The following is a 15,672-nucleotide window of genomic DNA, read 5'->3' as shown; positions in this document are numbered from 1 at the left end:
CCTATGCTCCAGCGCTATTCCGCAGTGACACGTGCACGCTGCACTTGTTTTTCAGATGGGACCTTGGCGATGCTGGCAATGCGCAAATCCAGTGCATTTTTAGCAGCGATTAGTAAGCCCATCGCAAGAAAGGCGCCCGGCGGTAATATGGCAAGTAAAAAAGGGCTTTCAGTGGTGAACAGCGTGATCTTGAGCACGCTGGCCCAATCACCTAGCAGCAATTCTGCGCCGCTGAACAGGGTACCGTAACCGAGTATTTCCCGAACGACACCGAGTGCAATCAAAACGACGGTAAATCCTAAGCCCATGCTCAGACCATCATAGGCCGCAAACCCCACTGGGTTTTTCGATGCATAGGCTTCAGCTCGCCCGATAATTGCGCAATTAGTTACAATCAGTGGAATAAATATGCCCAGCGCCAAAAATAGCTCGTAGGTGTAGGCGTTCATTACCAACTCGACAATGGTTACAAACGCGGCGATGACCATCACAAAAATAGGGATACGAATTTCATTTGGTACAATATTGCGAACCAGCGACACAGTGATATTAGAGCCTATCAATACCAATGTGGTGGCTATTCCAAGCCCTAAGCCATTAGTGACGGTGGCAGTGACGGCGAGAAGGGGGCATAATCCTAGGAGCTGAACCAATGCCGGGTTATTTCGCCATAGCCCTTGCCATGTAAGGGTGTTAATTTCCTGCTTAATATCACTCATGCTTGCGGCTCCTGCATGTTTTCATCGGGTTTACTATCACAGGTCTGCCCCGATAACAGCCATTGTTGCACATTTGATCGTACAGTAAGAACCGTGCGTTCAACTTGATTCACCACGGCGCGCGGCGTAATAGTCGCGCCAGTGAACTGGTCAAACTGACCTCCGTCTTTCTTCACTTCCCATGCGTCTGCGGTCTCGTCTGTCACGCGTTTTCCGCTGAAGGAAAGGATCCAGTCGCTGATCCGCAGGTCAATCTTATCGCCAAGCCCCGGTGTTTCCTTGTGATCAAGCACGCGTACGCCGGTCACCGTGCCATCCAGTAGCACACCCATTAATAGATGAATGTTTCCGCTATAGCCATTGGGTGCGGTTGTTTCGACTACGTATCCAGTCGCTTGCCCCTCATTGCGTGCCTGATAAATGCGTTGTGGTTCGCTGGCGTGAAGTACAGGGTCGAACACAAGTAAACAGCTTTGCGCGATATCATTTGAGTAGTAGCTGGCTGGCATCACTTGTTCAATGGTATTACGCAGCAAAGTTTGCTTCTGCTGGGCAATCGTATCTTTGGTAAACACATAGGTTAAGCCAATGAGCGCTGTGGTGACGACCGCGAAACCCGCGAGGATGAGACCGTTTTTCGAGGCACTTCTTAACATATTACTACCGCGACCTTCTGCTGTGCCCGTAAGTACGAGGTTGAGTGTAATAATCAATAAGTGGCACTGCCATATTCATAATGACGACGGCAAAGGCCACGGCGTCGGGGTAGTTGCCAAACAAGCGGATGATGACAATCCAAAAACCAATCAACGCACCAAACACCATTCGCCCGCGAGGAGTGGTGCTCGCAGAAACAGGATCGGTTGCAATAAAAAAGGCGCCAATAATGGCACTGCCATTGACCAGGTGAAAATACGGTGACGCGAAGTTATCCGGCGATACGGCGTAAAACATTAAGCTTGTAGCAGCGACGGCGAGCAATAAGCTGCCTGGGATGTGCCAACTGATCACGCGTAATTTTATTAAAGCTAAACCACCCACCAAATAGGCGATACTGACCCACAACCAGCCTTTACCTGCCGCGCCATTAAACATAGGTGAATTGAGCGATTCAGAGTAAGTTTGCCCTGAAAGCAATGCTGTTTTCACCGAATCCAATGGTGTCGCCATGGTCACGCCATCTGCATTTACCTGCAACTGAGCAATGCTATAGCCTTCTAACGTGAACCCGGTAAACACGACGGACGCAGCGTCGATGATACTTGCACTATTTTCGGCGATAGATTGCGGCGGAAGCCACTGTGTCATTTGTACCGGAAAACTGATCAGTAACATGATGTAGGCTGCCATTGCAGGGTTAAACATATTGTACCCGAGGCCTCCGTAGAGTTGTTTCACCACCACAATAGCGAACACACTCCCAATCACAATGACCCACCAAGGCGCAAGCGGCGGAATACTAATGGCTAATAGCAGTGCAGTCAGCAGGGCGCTGTAATCGCTGAGCGTGCGTTCAAGGCTTTTCTTGCGCAACAGCAGAACGGCCGCTTCGGCTAAAATGGCGGTTGTGATAGCAAGTATCAGTTGAACAATAACTCCCCACCCAAAAAATACTACTTGTGCGGCAATGCCGGGTAGGGCCGCATAACACACAAGCCGCATCACTGCGCCGGTGTCGCGGCGAACATGCTGGTGGGGAGAGCTACGAAGTGACAGTTTCATGAGTCGCCGCTGGAATTTTGTTGATTGAGTTTACGCGCTTTTGCGCGAGCAATGGCTTGAGCGATTTTTTCACGTTTTTGTCGCTCGGCATCACTCATCTCTGGTTGATCCTGAACCTGAGTACCTGACGTTTTGTTATTCGAAGCGGTGTCAGCATCGGGCTTTTTATCCGCACTCGTTGTTTCGTTTTGGGCGGTTTGTGCTTTTTTGGCTTTTGCTCGGACAACGGCGGCTTGTACTTGCGCTTTTTTATCCGCACTCGTTGTTTCGTTTTGGGCGGTTTGTGCTTTTTTGGCTTTTGCTCGGGCAACGGCAGCTTGCACCTGCGCCTTCTTCTCTTGGGCAGTGCTTTGAGGCGATTCACTATTTTCAGTAGATTGGGATTTCTTGGCTTTCGCTCTGGCTAATGCCGCTGCAATCTTGTCTTTCGCGCCACTGTCAGATTTTTCCATCGCCTGTTTACGCGCTTGCGCTGCCAACCGGTGTTTTTCTTCACGGGCTTCTTTTTCGGCTAACAACCGGGCTTTACGTGCTTCGAAGCGCGCTTTGGCCTTATCAGATTTGTCTTTCTCATCACGGAGATTGCGTATATCAGCCTTGGCTTTACGATAATAGTGCACCAACGGAATTTCACTGGGGCAGACATAGGCGCAGGCTCCACACTCTATACAATCGAACAGGTTATACTCTTCTGCGTTGTCATACTCTTTGGATTTGCTGTACCAATACAACTGTTGAGGCAGCAGGGTAGCGGGGCAAACATCTGCACAAAACCCGCAGCGAATGCACGCGCGTTCATCCTCAGGGGCGGGTAGTTCATTTTTAGCAGGTACTAGCAAACAGTTTGTGATCTTAACCACAGGTACGGTTAAACGAGTGACGGTGAATCCCATCATCGGGCCGCCCATGATCACATGCTGCTCTTGTTGCTTGTGAGGCAAATAACCCGCGTGAGTGAGTAAGTGCAGCACCGGTGTACCCAACATCGCCCAGACGTTTTGAGGCTCTTCAATGGCACTGCCGGTAATGGTGACTACGCGCTCTGTTAACGGCTTACCACTGAAAATAGCGTCGGCAATCGCATAGCACGTACCGACATTGAACATCACGCAACCCACATCCGCAGGTAGGCCTTTGCGCGGTATTTCGCGGCCAGTCAGTACCTGAACAAGCTGTTTCTCGCCGCCAGCGGGATACACCGTTGGAACGCTCACCACGCGGTAATGTTCGCTGTCTTGGCATGCAATTGTTAACGCTTCAATCGCCTGAGGTTTATTATCTTCCACCGCTACGATGATGCACTTGGGCTCAATGAGATAATTTAACACATCGATACCTTGACGGATCTGCCAAGCGTGCTCACGCATCAATCGGTCATCGGAGCTGATGTAAGGTTCGCATTCAATCCCGTTGATGATTAAAAAATCAATAGGCTTAGTGGGGGAAACTTTAATGTGTGTTGGAAAGCCAGCACCGCCAAGGCCACTGATCCCAGCATCACAAATGGCTTCGATCACTGTACTCTTGGGGAGTTGCTGATATTGTGACAACGGTTTGAGCATTGCGCAGGTGTCGTTGCCATCAGGGACTAAGGTAATGGCCATTTCGGGCACGCCGCTCGGGTGAGCGCTAGGCTGAGGCGTTATTTCGGTGATCTTACCTGAGGTCGGTGCATGCACTGGCACTGCAAATGGCAGGCTGCTGCGGGTCAAAGGCTGACCTTTTAATACCGACTCGCCCACGGTGACAATGATGTCGCCTTCCACACCCGTGTGTTGTTTTACCGGCACATAAAGCACTTCCGGTATCGACATGCGCTGAATCGGCTGAGTGTTGGAGCGTTCTTTCTGTCCCGGCGGATGTACGCCACCGGGGAATTGCCACAAATTATTTTGATCCAACCGTTCAATGACGGCTTCATACAATGTATTCATAACCCGTTAAGACACCATTTTAATCGGAATGTCGCCAGCGGGCGTGTTGTTTAAGTCCCATTTCCACGATTGGGCAGTAGGCTCTAGCGGAACCATGTCGATACAATCGACTGGGCAAGGTTCAACACACAAGTCGCATCCAGTGCACTCATCAACAATAACCGTATGCATTTGTTTCGCAGCACCCAGGATCGCGTCGACCGGGCAAGCTTGGATACACTTGGTACAGCCAATGCACTCATCTTCACGGATAAACGCGACTTTTTTAACATCTTCTACGCCATGCGCAGCGTCAAGAGGTTTGGGTTCCACCCCCATAAGTTCAGCCAATTGCTTAATGGTTGCTTCACCACCGGGAGGGCACTTGTTGATGTCATCGCCATTCGCTATTGCCTCTGCATAGGGTTTACAGCCAGGGTAGCCACATTGACCACATTGCGTTTGCGGCAGGATACTGTCTATTTGTTCAACTAAGGGGTCACTCTCAACGCGGAAACGGATTGCCGAATAGCCAAGGATTGCGCCAAATAGCAATGCCAATGCGCCGATGGAGAGAAGGGCATAAAACAGCATTAAAACTTCACCAAACCGACAAAGCCCATAAAAGCCAGTGACATGAGCCCGGCGGTTATCATGCCAATTGATGCGCCTTTAAACGGGGCAGGTACATCTGCCGCCGCGAGACGTTCACGCATCGCGGCAAACAGGATCAAGACCAGACTAAATCCGAGTGCGGCACCGAAACCATAAAAAATAGACTGCATAAAGGTGTGCTGCTCAGTAACATTCAGCAAAGCCACGCCCAGCACAGCGCAGTTGGTAGTAATAAGCGGTAAGAAAATACCTAAAAGACGGTACAAAGTCGGGCTGGTTTTATGCACAACCATTTCCGTAAATTGTACAACCACCGCGATGACGAGTATGAAACTGAGCGTGCGCAAATATTCGATACCTAGCGGCATTAAAACGTAGGTTTCCACTAAATAGCTCGATACCGAGGCAATGGTGAGTACAAACGTTGTGGCCATTGACATTCCAATGGCAGTTTCAAGCTTGCCAGACACACCCATGAAGGGGCAAAGCCCAAGAAACTTGACCAGTACAAAATTGTTCACCAAAACGGTGCTGACCAGCAGAAGTAGGAAATCTGTCATCTAATATGCAATATCGATTTTCAATTCAATGCGCCCCAAAAGGCTTTGCGCTACGTTAAACGTGTTTTTAGCGTTTGCAAACAAGCAAATGATATGGCTAATTATCGCTGTTTATGTGCCAATTAACAACTTGATAAATCTAAGGTTATTATTTTGAAATAGATGAGGAATGATAACGCGCGAGCCAGCAGTAAAGTGGCTCCCCCTCCCCGACTCGAACGGGGGACCTGCGGATTAACAGTCCGTCGCTCTAACCAACTGAGCTAAGGGGGACCGGCTTTTCAACGGACGCGAATATTAATGAGCATCGATGGCAGTGTCAACAGCCCTTATGCCTATTTTAGTAATTAATTTGTGAATCGCTCAAACTAACATCACTCTAGTGCAAGAATGCAAATTGACGGTATCGATTTAGAATTGATCGCAGGTAGTTGGACTGTAAACTAATTCTAAAATAACCATCATATTTCATTTCACCTAACTAAAAGTTATTAAAAATGCGTTGACTACTGTACTTATTGTCAGTGATTCACAAAAGTGTCATGGTTCTCTGCCGCTACAACGGTTAGTGGTGACTTACCTAATAAATAACCAACTGCCGTTAACATGGCGGTTTTATTAGGTTTTTATAGTTATCCACTATTTCTGTGGATAACTCTGTGAATAATGACGCGGAACGGTGCTTCAAATCTTCGTTTCAGTGTCAATAGGAAAGCTTGTTAAAAACTGAAAAAATATAATTTACTCAGGTAAAACAGTGGTTTATCCGTTTTGGGCTTTTTAGCTATTGAAATGGTTGCAAGTTTGTAGATCGCTCTCATTGCCTGTGTGTTATTTCCGCTAATCGTTTGATAAAGGCGCAATTTATGCGTTTTTTGCTGACATTCTGTGCAATGCACGCCAACGGATTGACGCTCGCTGTGGGTAACTTGCGTATCTGAAAAGTGACACTTTGTCTTTTTCACAACCACTGTTCCGTTAATGCAGTGAGTTCGACGAAAAAAGATGGCGGTGAGCGTTTAAGTCGATAAGGTGGCTTGTGGCTCACAACACAGCCATAGACTGCAAAAGATTTTTACGTCCTGATAAAGCTTAAAATGTGATTAAGCGATGGGCTGAAAACTTGGTATTATTCACTGGCTGTTGCGATTGTGCAGCAGCGAACCACTCATTGAGAACAGGCGTGACTGTCCAAACAAAAAAAACACAACGACGAGACTTACTGGCAGCCGATATTCCCACCACGTTGCGCAAGATGACGATCCCAATGATCTACGGCATGATCATGTTGATGACATTTGGATTAGTGGACACGTTTTTTGTCAGCCTGTTAGGTACGCAGCAACTGGCAGCAATCAGTTTTACGTTCCCAGTGACTTTTACGCTAATTAGTCTGAATATTGGGTTAGGGATCGGGACGTCAGCCATCATCGGGCGTTATCTGGGGAGCGGAGATGAAACGCACGCTAAGGAAACCGGTACAGGCGCTTTAATTTTGTCGGCGCTGTTGGTCGGTGTGCTCGCCATTATCGGCGCAATCACTATTCAGCCCGTTTTTCACTGGTTAGGCGCTTCTGAACTCCTGATGCCGTACATTTATGATTATATGATCGTGTGGTACGTTGCCGGGGTGTTCTTAGCAATTCCCATGGTAGGGAATAGCATTTTACGCGCATCCGGAGATACTAAAACGCCAAGCTTGATCATGGCGGCAGGAGGGGGCATTAATGCAGCACTCGATCCGCTACTGATTTTCGGCTGGGGGCCTGTTCCGGCGATGGGGATCCAAGGTGCTGCTGTGGCGACGATGGTGGCTTGGGGTATCAGTGTCGTATGGATTTTGTATTTGCTCGCTGTTCAGCGAAAACTCATAGAACCTCGGTTGCTGAACTGGACTGAACTCAAACGCAGTAGTGCAGGCGTGTTAAAAATTGGCTTGCCAGCAGCAGGCGCAAATATGTTGACCCCCATCGCGGGGGGAATTATGACTAAGCTAGTGGCTGCCTATGGAGCTGGGGCAGTGGCCGCGTGGGGCGTAGGTAATCGGCTTGAGTCGATGGCAAGCATCGTCGTCTTGGCATTGTCGATGTCGTTACCGCCCTTAGTCAGTCAGAACTTTGGGGCTGGCCATATCCATCGGGTTAGAGAGGCGTATTCGTTATCCATTAAATTTGTGATGTTCTGGCAGTTGGGCGTATTTTTTATTATGTGGTTATTGTCACCTTTCATTGCGGCCGCCTTTACCGATGACGCGCAGGTGGCGGCCTTGATCCAATTATTCCTGATGATAGTACCCTTAGGCTATGGTTTACAGGGCGTGGTGATACTGACCAATTCGTCGTTTAATGCAATGCACAAACCCATGTCGGGGTTGGTGTTGAGTATTATCCGTTTGTTTATATTCTTTGTGCCCATCTCCTACGTAGGAAGTTTACTGTATAATCTAGAAGGCATGTTTTGGGGAGGGGTACTGGCCAATCTCTTGATGGCGAGTGTTTCATTCGTTTGGTTTAGACGCACTATCTTGCGCGATATCCAAAACGCCACCGCAATAGAGCAATAGGATAGTTATGAGCCGTGAGTTTCAACTCGTTTCACAGTATCAACCGGCAGGCGATCAGCCTACCGCGATAAATGCACTTACTGAAGGTCTCAATGATGGGTTAGCCACGCAAACCCTGCTCGGTGTCACCGGTTCGGGTAAAACCTTTACCATGGCGAATATTATTGCCAACGTACAGCGACCCACCTTGATTCTGGCGCATAATAAGACCTTAGCTGCACAGCTATATGGTGAAATGAAAGATTTTTTTCCTCACAACGCGGTTGAGTATTTTGTTTCTTACTACGATTATTACCAGCCTGAAGCCTACGTACCAACTACTGACACGTTTATCGAGAAAGATGCGTCGATAAACGACCATATTGAGCAAATGCGCTTGTCTGCCACAAAAGCGTTGATGGAGCGTCGGGACGTTGTGATTATTGCCAGTGTTTCAGCGATCTATGGCTTGGGCGATCCTGAATCATATATGAAAATGTTATTGCATTTGCGTAAAGGCGACACGATGGATCAGCGCGATATTCTGCGTCGTCTGGCGGAGCTGCAATACAAACGCAATGACATTGCTTTTGAGCGCGGAAGTTTTCGAGTGCGTGGTGATGTCATTGACATTTACCCGGCCGATTCTGAAAAGCATGCGGTGCGTGTGGAATTGTTTGACGAAGAAATCGATAAGATCAGTATTTTCGATCCGTTAACCGGTGCACTGGATAAAGAAGTTGTGCGTACTACCATTTTTCCAAAGACGCACTACGTCACACCAAGAGAAAAAATCCTCAATGCCGTTGATTCAATAAAGGCCGAGCTGAACGAGCGTAAAACACAACTCAAAGATAATATGAAGTTACTCGAGGAGCAGCGGATATCACAGCGTACTCAGTTCGATATTGAGATGATGCTGGAGCTGGGTTATTGCTCAGGTATTGAGAATTACTCTCGTTACTTGTCGGGTCGGGCGCCGGGTGAACCGCCCCCAACCTTATTGGATTATTTTCCTGCCGACGGGTTGCTTTTCATCGATGAGTCTCATGTCACCGTGTCTCAGATTGGCGCGATGTACAAGGGGGATCGCTCGCGCAAAGAAACCTTAGTTGAATACGGTTTTCGATTGCCTTCGGCGTTGGATAATCGTCCGCTCAAGTTTGAAGAGTTCGAACATATCTCGCCGCAAACCATTTACGTGTCGGCAACCCCCGGCAAGTACGAATTGGAACGCTGTGGTGAGGATGTGGTCGAGCAGGTTGTGCGTCCGACCGGGTTGCTTGACCCCGTGCTGGAGATTCGGCCGGTTGCCACTCAAGTTGACGACGTACTGTCTGAAATCGCTAAACGCGTTGAATTGGATGAGCGTGTGTTGATTACCACGCTGACTAAGCGCATGGCAGAGGATCTCAGTGAGTACCTGAACGAGCACGGCGTTAAAGTGCGTTATTTACACTCCGACATCGATACCGTTGAACGAATTGAAATTATTCGTGATTTACGCTTAGGTAAGTTTGATGTACTGGTGGGAATTAACTTACTACGGGAAGGCTTGGACATGCCTGAAGTGTCGCTGGTGGCGATACTCGACGCCGATAAGGAAGGATTTCTACGCGCCGAGAAATCACTGATCCAAACCATTGGCCGAGCCGCGCGTCATATCAATGGCAAAGCCATTATGTATGCCGATAAAATAACGGGCAGTATGCAACGAGCGATAGACGAAACAGAGCGTCGCCGCGCCAAGCAGATAGCGTTTAACGAAGAAAACAATGTGGTGCCAATGCGGCTGAATAAGCCTATCACTGACATCATGGACTTAGGTGGGACCGCGCATCCTGCCTCGGGTAAAATCAAATTGCGTAAAGTTGCTGAAAAAGAAAAAACGTATCAGGCAATGAACGCGACACAGTTAATGGAGCGTGTGGCTGAGCTTGAAAAGCAAATGTTTGAGTATGCACGTGAATTGGAATTCGAGAAAGCCGCTGGTTTGCGCGACGAAGTTGAGCAGCTTCGCAAGCAGGTTGTCGCGTTATCATAAGAAAGCATTGTATTCTGATGATTCCTTGCCTAATATTGTTTAAAGCGTATCGATAACTATACCTAAAAGTGGTGCTGTCATGTTGAACCGACTCCAAGAATCGGACATTAAATTGCTTCGCGTGTTTTATGCCGTAGCCTCGTGCAACGGTTTTACCGCAGCGGAACCGGTGTTGCGGATGCAGCGACCGAATATCTCTGCGGCGATCAAAAAGCTTGAAGAACGTCTTGATTTGGTTTTGTGCCATCGTGGCCGCGGTGGTTTTCAAATGACCAAAGAAGGCGAAATGGTGTTTCAGGAAACTAAGCGGATCTTCAATGCATTTGATAACTTTGTGTTTAACTTAAAAAGCTTGCATGACGATTATTCTGGGCACATCACTATCGTGCTGATGGCAGGCTTACCGCTGTCGATGCAACTAGCCGTCAGTAAAGCGGTGAAGAGCACGATGAAAAAGTTTGACGATATCCACGTCAATATTCAAACGCGCCTTTACAACGAAGTTGAGCATGTTGCTGTTTCCGGCGAATGCCATCTGGTGGTATCAACCTACGATATGGTAAAGCCTGAGTCGGTGACGTTTCATGAGACCGGCACAGTGTGTGCGGGCCGATTATATTGTGCGCCATCACACCCATTGGCTAAGTATCGTGATGTGGCATTGCCGAAAGAGGTGCGGATTGAAGATTATCCTGCCATCGGGATCAGTGGAATGTCGTCTGCAAACTATATTGAAGATGATCGCCGACTTGCTATACAAACGTTTTCAGATTCGTTCGATGCCTGCATGTCAGCGATTATGACCGGTGAGTACGTCGGGTTGCTACCTGACTACATGCGCAAAGAACAGGGCGCCAGTCTGGGGCTTGTGCCAATTGGCAATGGCGAATTGTTTGAGTTCGAACATGAATTATTCATCATGAACGGCAAGAACACCCGCCTAAACCCCGTACTACGTTACTGCATCAAAGAGCTTTCATACTTTATTACCGATAGCCAGAAAGGCTAGTTAAACGCCCACTCTCTTACTCATAGATGAGTGGGTCAATCGCTTTATTTTCTGCAAACGCTTCGAGGCGCTCCTGACAAGCACCGCAAACACCACAAGCTTTTTCCCGGCCATTATAGCAAGTCCAGGTGTGCTGATAATCCAGCCCCATGTTTAAGCCATCGCGCAGAATGTCAGTTTTGCTCACATTGAGGTAAGGCGTAATGATCTCGATCGCATCGTAGTTTGCGATGGCACAGACGGCGTTCATTTTTTCGACAAACTCCGGTCTGCAGTCGGGATAAATGGCGTGATCACCCGAGTGAGCGCCGTAGTAGACTTTGTCCGCCGAAATGGACACAGCATACCCCACTGCTAAAGAAAGCAGGATCATATTACGATTTGGCACCACGGTGCTCTTCATGCTGTCTTCTTCGTAGTGCCCTTCAGGGATATCAATATCGGACGTGAGTGAAGAGCCTGCCAGTAGTTGGTTAATGCTCGTGATGTCGACCACCTTGTGCACGACACCGAGTGCTTCACAAACGCTGGCGGCGACCACAAGTTCCTTTGCATGGCGCTGGCCATAGTTAAACGATACCGCATGTACCGGTGCACCTGAACGCAATGCTTTATGCAGAACGGTATACGAATCCATTCCGCCGGAATAAACAACCACTGCTGGCTTGATCATAGTCACCCTGTGAAAAAAGAAATTATTGAGAAACACGCGCAGTTTACGTGTTCCCTGTTAAAATCCCAACTAATCGACGTGAAAGATCCGGTTCAATGCTTAAAGTTAACGAAATTTTTCAAACCATTCAGGGTGAAGGTGTGTTCACCGGGGCGCCGGCCATCTTTGTGCGGTTGCAGGGGTGTCCCGTTGGCTGCCCGTGGTGTGACACACAACATACGTGGGAAGTTGCTCTCGACGATAAAGCACCCTTAACGGCCGTGACGACGAAAACTGCAGATAGCGCAGCGTGGTCTGATGCCGATACGCAGGAGATATTGGCCATTTTCGCAGCGCAAGGGTATACCGCCAAGCACATTGTGATCACCGGCGGTGAGCCTTGCATGTACGACTTAACCGGGTTAACCAGTACCCTTTATGAGCTGGGGTACTCAACACAAATCGAAACCAGCGGTACGTTTGACATTTTATGTCACTCGTCAACATGGGTAACAGTGTCTCCCAAAATCGATATGCCCGGAGGCTATCCGATTCTGGCTACCGCGATGCAGCGTGCCAATGAAATAAAACACCCCATTGCGATGCAAAAGCATATTGACCTACTCGACAACCTTTTGGCAAACATGCCCGTTGCAAATGATACGGTTATTGCGTTGCAGCCAATATCGCAAAAACCTCGTGCAACCGAATTGGCAATCAACACTTGTATAGAGCGAAACTGGCGGCTATCGTTACAAACACATAAATATCTAGGAATCGAATAAACCGTGATTACCCCACAGGACGAGCAGGCAATCGATAAGTTTTTCTATACGCTTAGCGAGGTGATGAATAGCGCTGAAATCGCACAGCTACTTTCGTTCTATCACCTTCCCAGTGTGTTTGTGTCAGATGAAGAAAAGACGGTCTGTTCTACCCCAGACCAAGTATCTAGTCGTTTGCTGGCATTGTTCGCCCATTCGAATAATATCGAAAAAATTGAGCACCAAGCCACCGTCGTGCATGTCATGTCGCTGTCAGACTCCATACTATTTGCCAAAGTTGATTGGCGGATTTGTGATGAGAATAATCAAATGTGCACAACCTGTTCTACCTCTTACACGTTGGAAAGAGGCGGCATGCACGGGTTTGACATCATCGTATCAGTGATTGATGAGGAAGAACGCGCGCTGGACGACTTACAGGCCCAAATAGGCGCGTAATGATGAGGATTTTAGCGCTGACCGTATTGCTGTGTGTAGGGGGATTCTCGTCATTCATCACGCAAGCGGCGGTATGGCAGATAACCTATCCTCGCGCGATGGTTGAGGGCGATGTGCGCAACGATTACCCGGTTGCTCTGCTTAACTTAGCGTTAAACAAAACGGGCGTTCGCTATGAATTAAAGCCATCAGATCGCATCATGTTGCAGGGCAAAGCGCTTAGGCAATTGCGTGAGAATCGCAGTGTCAATATTGTCTGGAGTATGACTGACCAACAACGCGAGACGGAGCTGCTGCCCATCCGTATACCGATTACGAAAGGCTTAATTGGCTGGCGCGTGTTTTTAATTCATCGCGACAATCAAACCAGTTTCAGCCGGATTGCCTCACTGGCGACGTTGCAAGGATACGTTCCGGTGCAGGGTGAAGATTGGCCAGATACAAAAATTTTGCAATCTAATGGCTTTGATGTCGAGACTGCCTCAACGTACTTAGAAACGTTTGAAATATTGTCACGTTTTCAGGCAGATTTTTATCCGCGCTCAGTCATTGAAGTGCTCAGTGAACTTGAAATCGACAATATCAATCCAGACATCGTGCTGGAGAAACGCTTGGCGCTGCATTATCCCTCAGCGATGTATTTTTTTATCAATCGTGCTAACCCAACCTTAGCGAAACTCATTGAAACGGGTTTGCAGAGAGCCATTGAAGATGGCTCGTTCGATGAGTTATTCAAAGCGAACTACCAACCCCTTTTGGAAAAGCTGAATTTGGCAGAAAGAATCGCGTTTGAGTTGGAAAATCCGCTAATGAGTCAAGAAACACCGCTGAACAATTCACAGTATTGGTATACGCTGCCGCCACGAAAGTAGCGGCAGGCAGTTTGCTTATTGCTTTCCGTGTACGCCAATCATAGAGCGGCCTGAGGGATCTGCGTTGTTTTTGAAGCTGGCATCCCACTCCAGCGCTTCCACCGTACTACAGGCGATAGATTTACCGCCTGGAACACATTTCGCCGCACTTTCTTGAGGGAAATAACTCTCAAAGATTGTGCGGTAATAATAACCTTCTTTGGTGTCTGGTGTATTAATGGGGAACCTGAATTCAGCGGCGGCCAATTGCTGATCGGTGACATGCTCTGCAACGAAATCGCGGATTGAATCGATCCACGAGTAGCCGACGCCATCACCGAATTGCTCTTTCTGTCGCCACAATACTTCGGCGGGCAGATAGGAGCCATCGTCAAATGCTTTGCGCAATATCCACTTCTCCATTTTTCCGTCAGCGCACATTTTGTCTTTCGGATTCAATCGCATAGCAACGTCCATAAACTCTTTGTCTAGGAAGGGAACACGAGCTTCCACACCCCAGGCAGAGGTAGACTTGTTCGCTCTAGCGCAATCGAACATGTGCAAACGTTCGAGCTTTCTCACGGTTTCTTCATGAAACTCTTTGGCGTTTGGCGCTTTATGAAAATACAGGTAGCCACCGAATATTTCATCTGCACCTTCGCCGGACAACACCATCTTGATACCCATAGCTTTGATTTTTCGGCTCATCAAATACATGGGCGTCGCGGCACGTATGGTCGTTGTGTCGTAGGTTTCTAACTGATAAATGACATCGCGGATCGCATCCAAACCTTCTTGGATCGTGAAATGAACTTCGTGATGTACGGTACCTATCATGTCAGCCACTTTTTGCGCGGCGAGTAAGTCTGGAGCGCCTTCCAGACCGACAGCAAATGAGTGAAGACGGGGCCACCATGCATCAGACTGGTCATTGTCTTCAACGCGTTTGGCAACATAGCGTGCAGCAACCGCTGAAACAAGTGAAGAATCTAAACCACCGGATAAGAGAACGCCGTAAGGCACATCAGACATTAAATGCGACTTAACTGATTTCTCAAACGCCGCTTTTAAATCACCGAGGTCAGTGGTGTTGTCTTTGACGTTGCTGTATTGCATCCAGTCGCGCTGGTAGTACTTCTTCAGCTCGCCTGTCTTGCTCCATAAATAATGCCCCGGCGGAAACTCTTGCACGGTTTTACAGACAGGGACTAATGCCTTCATTTCTGACGCAACATAAAAGTTGCCGTGCTCGTCATAGCCTGTGTACAGGGGAATGATACCCATATGATCGCGGGCAATAAGGTAGGCGTTCTCGGCCTTATCGTACAACGCAAACGCAAACATGCCATTGAGTTTGTCGATGAAATCGACGCCATGTTGTTGATACAACGGTAAAATAACTTCGCAGTCAGAGCGTGTTTTGAACGCGTACCGTTGTGATAGTGCGGAGGCTAGTGTCTTGTGATTGTAAATTTCGCCATTCACCGCCAGTACATGATTACCGCTAGGGTCGATAAGGGGTTGAGCACCGGTATCGACATCGACGATGGCTAAGCGTTCGTGGCATAAAATTGCGTTGTCATTGTTCCATACACCTGACCAATCAGGGCCACGATGGCGAAGCGTTTTTGACAGCTCTAAAGCTTTTGTTCTGAGCTCTACTGGATCTGTTTTGATATCTAAGATACCGAAAATACCACACATGAATGCGTTCTCTCTTTGTTGATTGTCAGGAATTTCTGTCGTGGCCCGAGGTAGGGACTAGCGGTACCTGAAGCGTGTCGGATTATTTTTATAAGTAGATTTTTACACGCTATTTGAA

The 15,672-nt window shown here is 48.1% G+C and carries 14 protein-coding genes and 1 tRNA gene; 6 read left to right on the top strand and 9 right to left on the bottom strand.

From position 1 onward, the window contains the following. Positions 1-14: 14 nt before the first annotated feature. The 7 genes from KIU71_RS00135 to KIU71_RS00105 form a co-directional block, all read right to left on the bottom strand. A complete protein-coding gene (locus KIU71_RS00135) occupies positions 15-719 on the bottom strand; it encodes an electron transport complex subunit E (RefSeq protein WP_214129054.1) in 705 nt (234 codons plus the stop codon). Further along, positions 716-1,375: an electron transport complex subunit RsxG gene (gene rsxG / locus KIU71_RS00130; protein ID WP_214129053.1), complete on the bottom strand. Its 660-nt coding sequence runs from the start codon at positions 1,373-1,375 to the stop codon at positions 716-718. The genes KIU71_RS00135 and rsxG overlap by 4 nt, the downstream gene beginning before the upstream one ends. Positions 1,376-1,379: 4 nt before the next feature. Continuing rightward, the gene (gene rsxD, locus KIU71_RS00125) at positions 1,380-2,441 is read right to left on the bottom strand and encodes an electron transport complex subunit RsxD (RefSeq protein WP_214129052.1); all 1,062 of its coding nucleotides are present in this window, start codon (positions 2,439-2,441) and stop codon (positions 1,380-1,382) included. Next, positions 2,438-4,375 carry an electron transport complex subunit RsxC gene (gene rsxC / locus KIU71_RS00120; RefSeq protein WP_214129051.1) on the bottom strand — a complete coding sequence of 646 codons (1,938 nt, stop codon included), beginning with the start codon at positions 4,373-4,375 and terminating at the stop codon, positions 2,438-2,440. Before rsxC ends, rsxD begins: the two co-directional genes overlap by 4 nt. Before the next feature lie 6 nt (positions 4,376-4,381). Beyond that, positions 4,382-4,948 carry an electron transport complex subunit RsxB gene (gene rsxB, locus KIU71_RS00115; protein ID WP_214129050.1) on the bottom strand — a complete coding sequence of 189 codons (567 nt, stop codon included), beginning with the start codon at positions 4,946-4,948 and terminating at the stop codon, positions 4,382-4,384. Then, positions 4,948-5,529 carry an electron transport complex subunit RsxA gene (gene rsxA / locus KIU71_RS00110; protein ID WP_214129049.1) on the bottom strand — a complete coding sequence of 194 codons (582 nt, stop codon included), beginning with the start codon at positions 5,527-5,529 and terminating at the stop codon, positions 4,948-4,950. The genes rsxB and rsxA overlap by 1 nt, the downstream gene beginning before the upstream one ends. A gap of 196 nt (positions 5,530-5,725) precedes the next feature. Further along, positions 5,726-5,802: transfer RNA gene (locus KIU71_RS00105), tRNA-Asn, on the bottom strand. A 910-nt stretch (positions 5,803-6,712) separates the two neighbouring features. On the opposite strand from KIU71_RS00105, the gene KIU71_RS00100 reads away from it, so the two are divergent. From KIU71_RS00100 to KIU71_RS00090, 3 genes are all read left to right on the top strand, one after another. Continuing rightward, complete coding sequence (locus KIU71_RS00100) at positions 6,713-8,092, top strand: MATE family efflux transporter (RefSeq protein WP_315853216.1); 1,380 nt, start codon at positions 6,713-6,715, stop codon at positions 8,090-8,092. 7 nt (positions 8,093-8,099) lie between these two features. Beyond that, complete coding sequence (gene uvrB, locus KIU71_RS00095; protein ID WP_214129048.1) at positions 8,100-10,115, top strand: excinuclease ABC subunit UvrB; 2,016 nt, start codon at positions 8,100-8,102, stop codon at positions 10,113-10,115. A gap of 79 nt (positions 10,116-10,194) precedes the next feature. Beyond that, positions 10,195-11,124: a LysR family transcriptional regulator gene (locus tag KIU71_RS00090; protein ID WP_214129047.1), complete on the top strand. Its 930-nt coding sequence runs from the start codon at positions 10,195-10,197 to the stop codon at positions 11,122-11,124. Between the two features lie 16 nt (positions 11,125-11,140). Here KIU71_RS00090 and queC read toward each other — a convergent pair whose 3' ends face one another. Then, positions 11,141-11,797, bottom strand: a complete 657-nt coding sequence (gene queC / locus KIU71_RS00085) for a 7-cyano-7-deazaguanine synthase QueC (protein ID WP_214129046.1) — start codon at positions 11,795-11,797, stop codon at positions 11,141-11,143. A gap of 95 nt (positions 11,798-11,892) precedes the next feature. Between queC and queE the strand changes: the two genes are divergently transcribed. From queE to KIU71_RS00070, 3 genes are read left to right on the top strand one after another with little or no spacing between them, the layout of a single operon-like run. Further along, positions 11,893-12,561 carry a 7-carboxy-7-deazaguanine synthase QueE gene (gene queE, locus KIU71_RS00080; RefSeq protein WP_214129045.1) on the top strand — a complete coding sequence of 223 codons (669 nt, stop codon included), beginning with the start codon at positions 11,893-11,895 and terminating at the stop codon, positions 12,559-12,561. A 3-nt stretch (positions 12,562-12,564) separates the two neighbouring features. Next, positions 12,565-12,999, top strand: coding sequence for a hypothetical protein (locus KIU71_RS00075; RefSeq protein WP_214129044.1), 435 nt, complete (start codon positions 12,565-12,567; stop codon positions 12,997-12,999). Continuing rightward, entirely contained in the window at positions 12,999-13,871 is an 873-nt protein-coding gene (locus tag KIU71_RS00070; protein WP_214129043.1) for an amino acid ABC transporter substrate-binding protein, read from the top strand. The genes KIU71_RS00075 and KIU71_RS00070 overlap by 1 nt, the downstream gene beginning before the upstream one ends. A gap of 15 nt (positions 13,872-13,886) precedes the next feature. Here KIU71_RS00070 and asnB read toward each other — a convergent pair whose 3' ends face one another. Beyond that, a complete protein-coding gene (gene asnB / locus KIU71_RS00065; RefSeq protein ID WP_214129042.1) occupies positions 13,887-15,554 on the bottom strand; it encodes an asparagine synthase B in 1,668 nt (555 codons plus the stop codon). Between the last annotated feature and the right edge of the window lie 118 nt (positions 15,555-15,672).

Origin of the sequence: Alteromonas oceanisediminis (genome assembly GCF_018474025.1) — a bacterium.
Taxonomy (GTDB): Bacteria; Pseudomonadota; Gammaproteobacteria; order Enterobacterales; family Alteromonadaceae; genus Alteromonas_E; species Alteromonas_E oceanisediminis.
This window is presented reverse-complemented; position numbering and strand designations above follow the sequence as displayed.

Excerpts from the sequence above, each read along its gene's own strand:
- uvrB (WP_214129048.1), top strand. The coding sequence starts at position 8,100 with ATGAGCCGTGAGTTTCAACTCGTTTCACAGTATCAACCGGCAGGCGAT.
- rsxG (WP_214129053.1), bottom strand. The coding sequence starts at position 1,375 with ATGTTAAGAAGTGCCTCGAAAAACGGTCTCATCCTCGCGGGTTTCGCG.
- KIU71_RS00090 (WP_214129047.1), top strand. The coding sequence starts at position 10,195 with ATGTTGAACCGACTCCAAGAATCGGACATTAAATTGCTTCGCGTGTTT.
- rsxD (WP_214129052.1), bottom strand. The coding sequence starts at position 2,441 with ATGAAACTGTCACTTCGTAGCTCTCCCCACCAGCATGTTCGCCGCGAC.
- KIU71_RS00070 (WP_214129043.1), top strand. The coding sequence starts at position 12,999 with ATGATGAGGATTTTAGCGCTGACCGTATTGCTGTGTGTAGGGGGATTC.
- queE (WP_214129045.1), top strand. The coding sequence starts at position 11,893 with ATGCTTAAAGTTAACGAAATTTTTCAAACCATTCAGGGTGAAGGTGTG.
- rsxA (WP_214129049.1), bottom strand. The coding sequence starts at position 5,529 with ATGACAGATTTCCTACTTCTGCTGGTCAGCACCGTTTTGGTGAACAAT.
- rsxB (WP_214129050.1), bottom strand. The coding sequence starts at position 4,948 with ATGCTGTTTTATGCCCTTCTCTCCATCGGCGCATTGGCATTGCTATTT.
- KIU71_RS00135 (WP_214129054.1), bottom strand. The coding sequence starts at position 719 with ATGAGTGATATTAAGCAGGAAATTAACACCCTTACATGGCAAGGGCTA.
- rsxC (WP_214129051.1), bottom strand. The coding sequence starts at position 4,375 with ATGAATACATTGTATGAAGCCGTCATTGAACGGTTGGATCAAAATAAT.
- queC (WP_214129046.1), bottom strand. The coding sequence starts at position 11,797 with ATGATCAAGCCAGCAGTGGTTGTTTATTCCGGCGGAATGGATTCGTAT.
- asnB (WP_214129042.1), bottom strand. The coding sequence starts at position 15,554 with ATGTGTGGTATTTTCGGTATCTTAGATATCAAAACAGATCCAGTAGAG.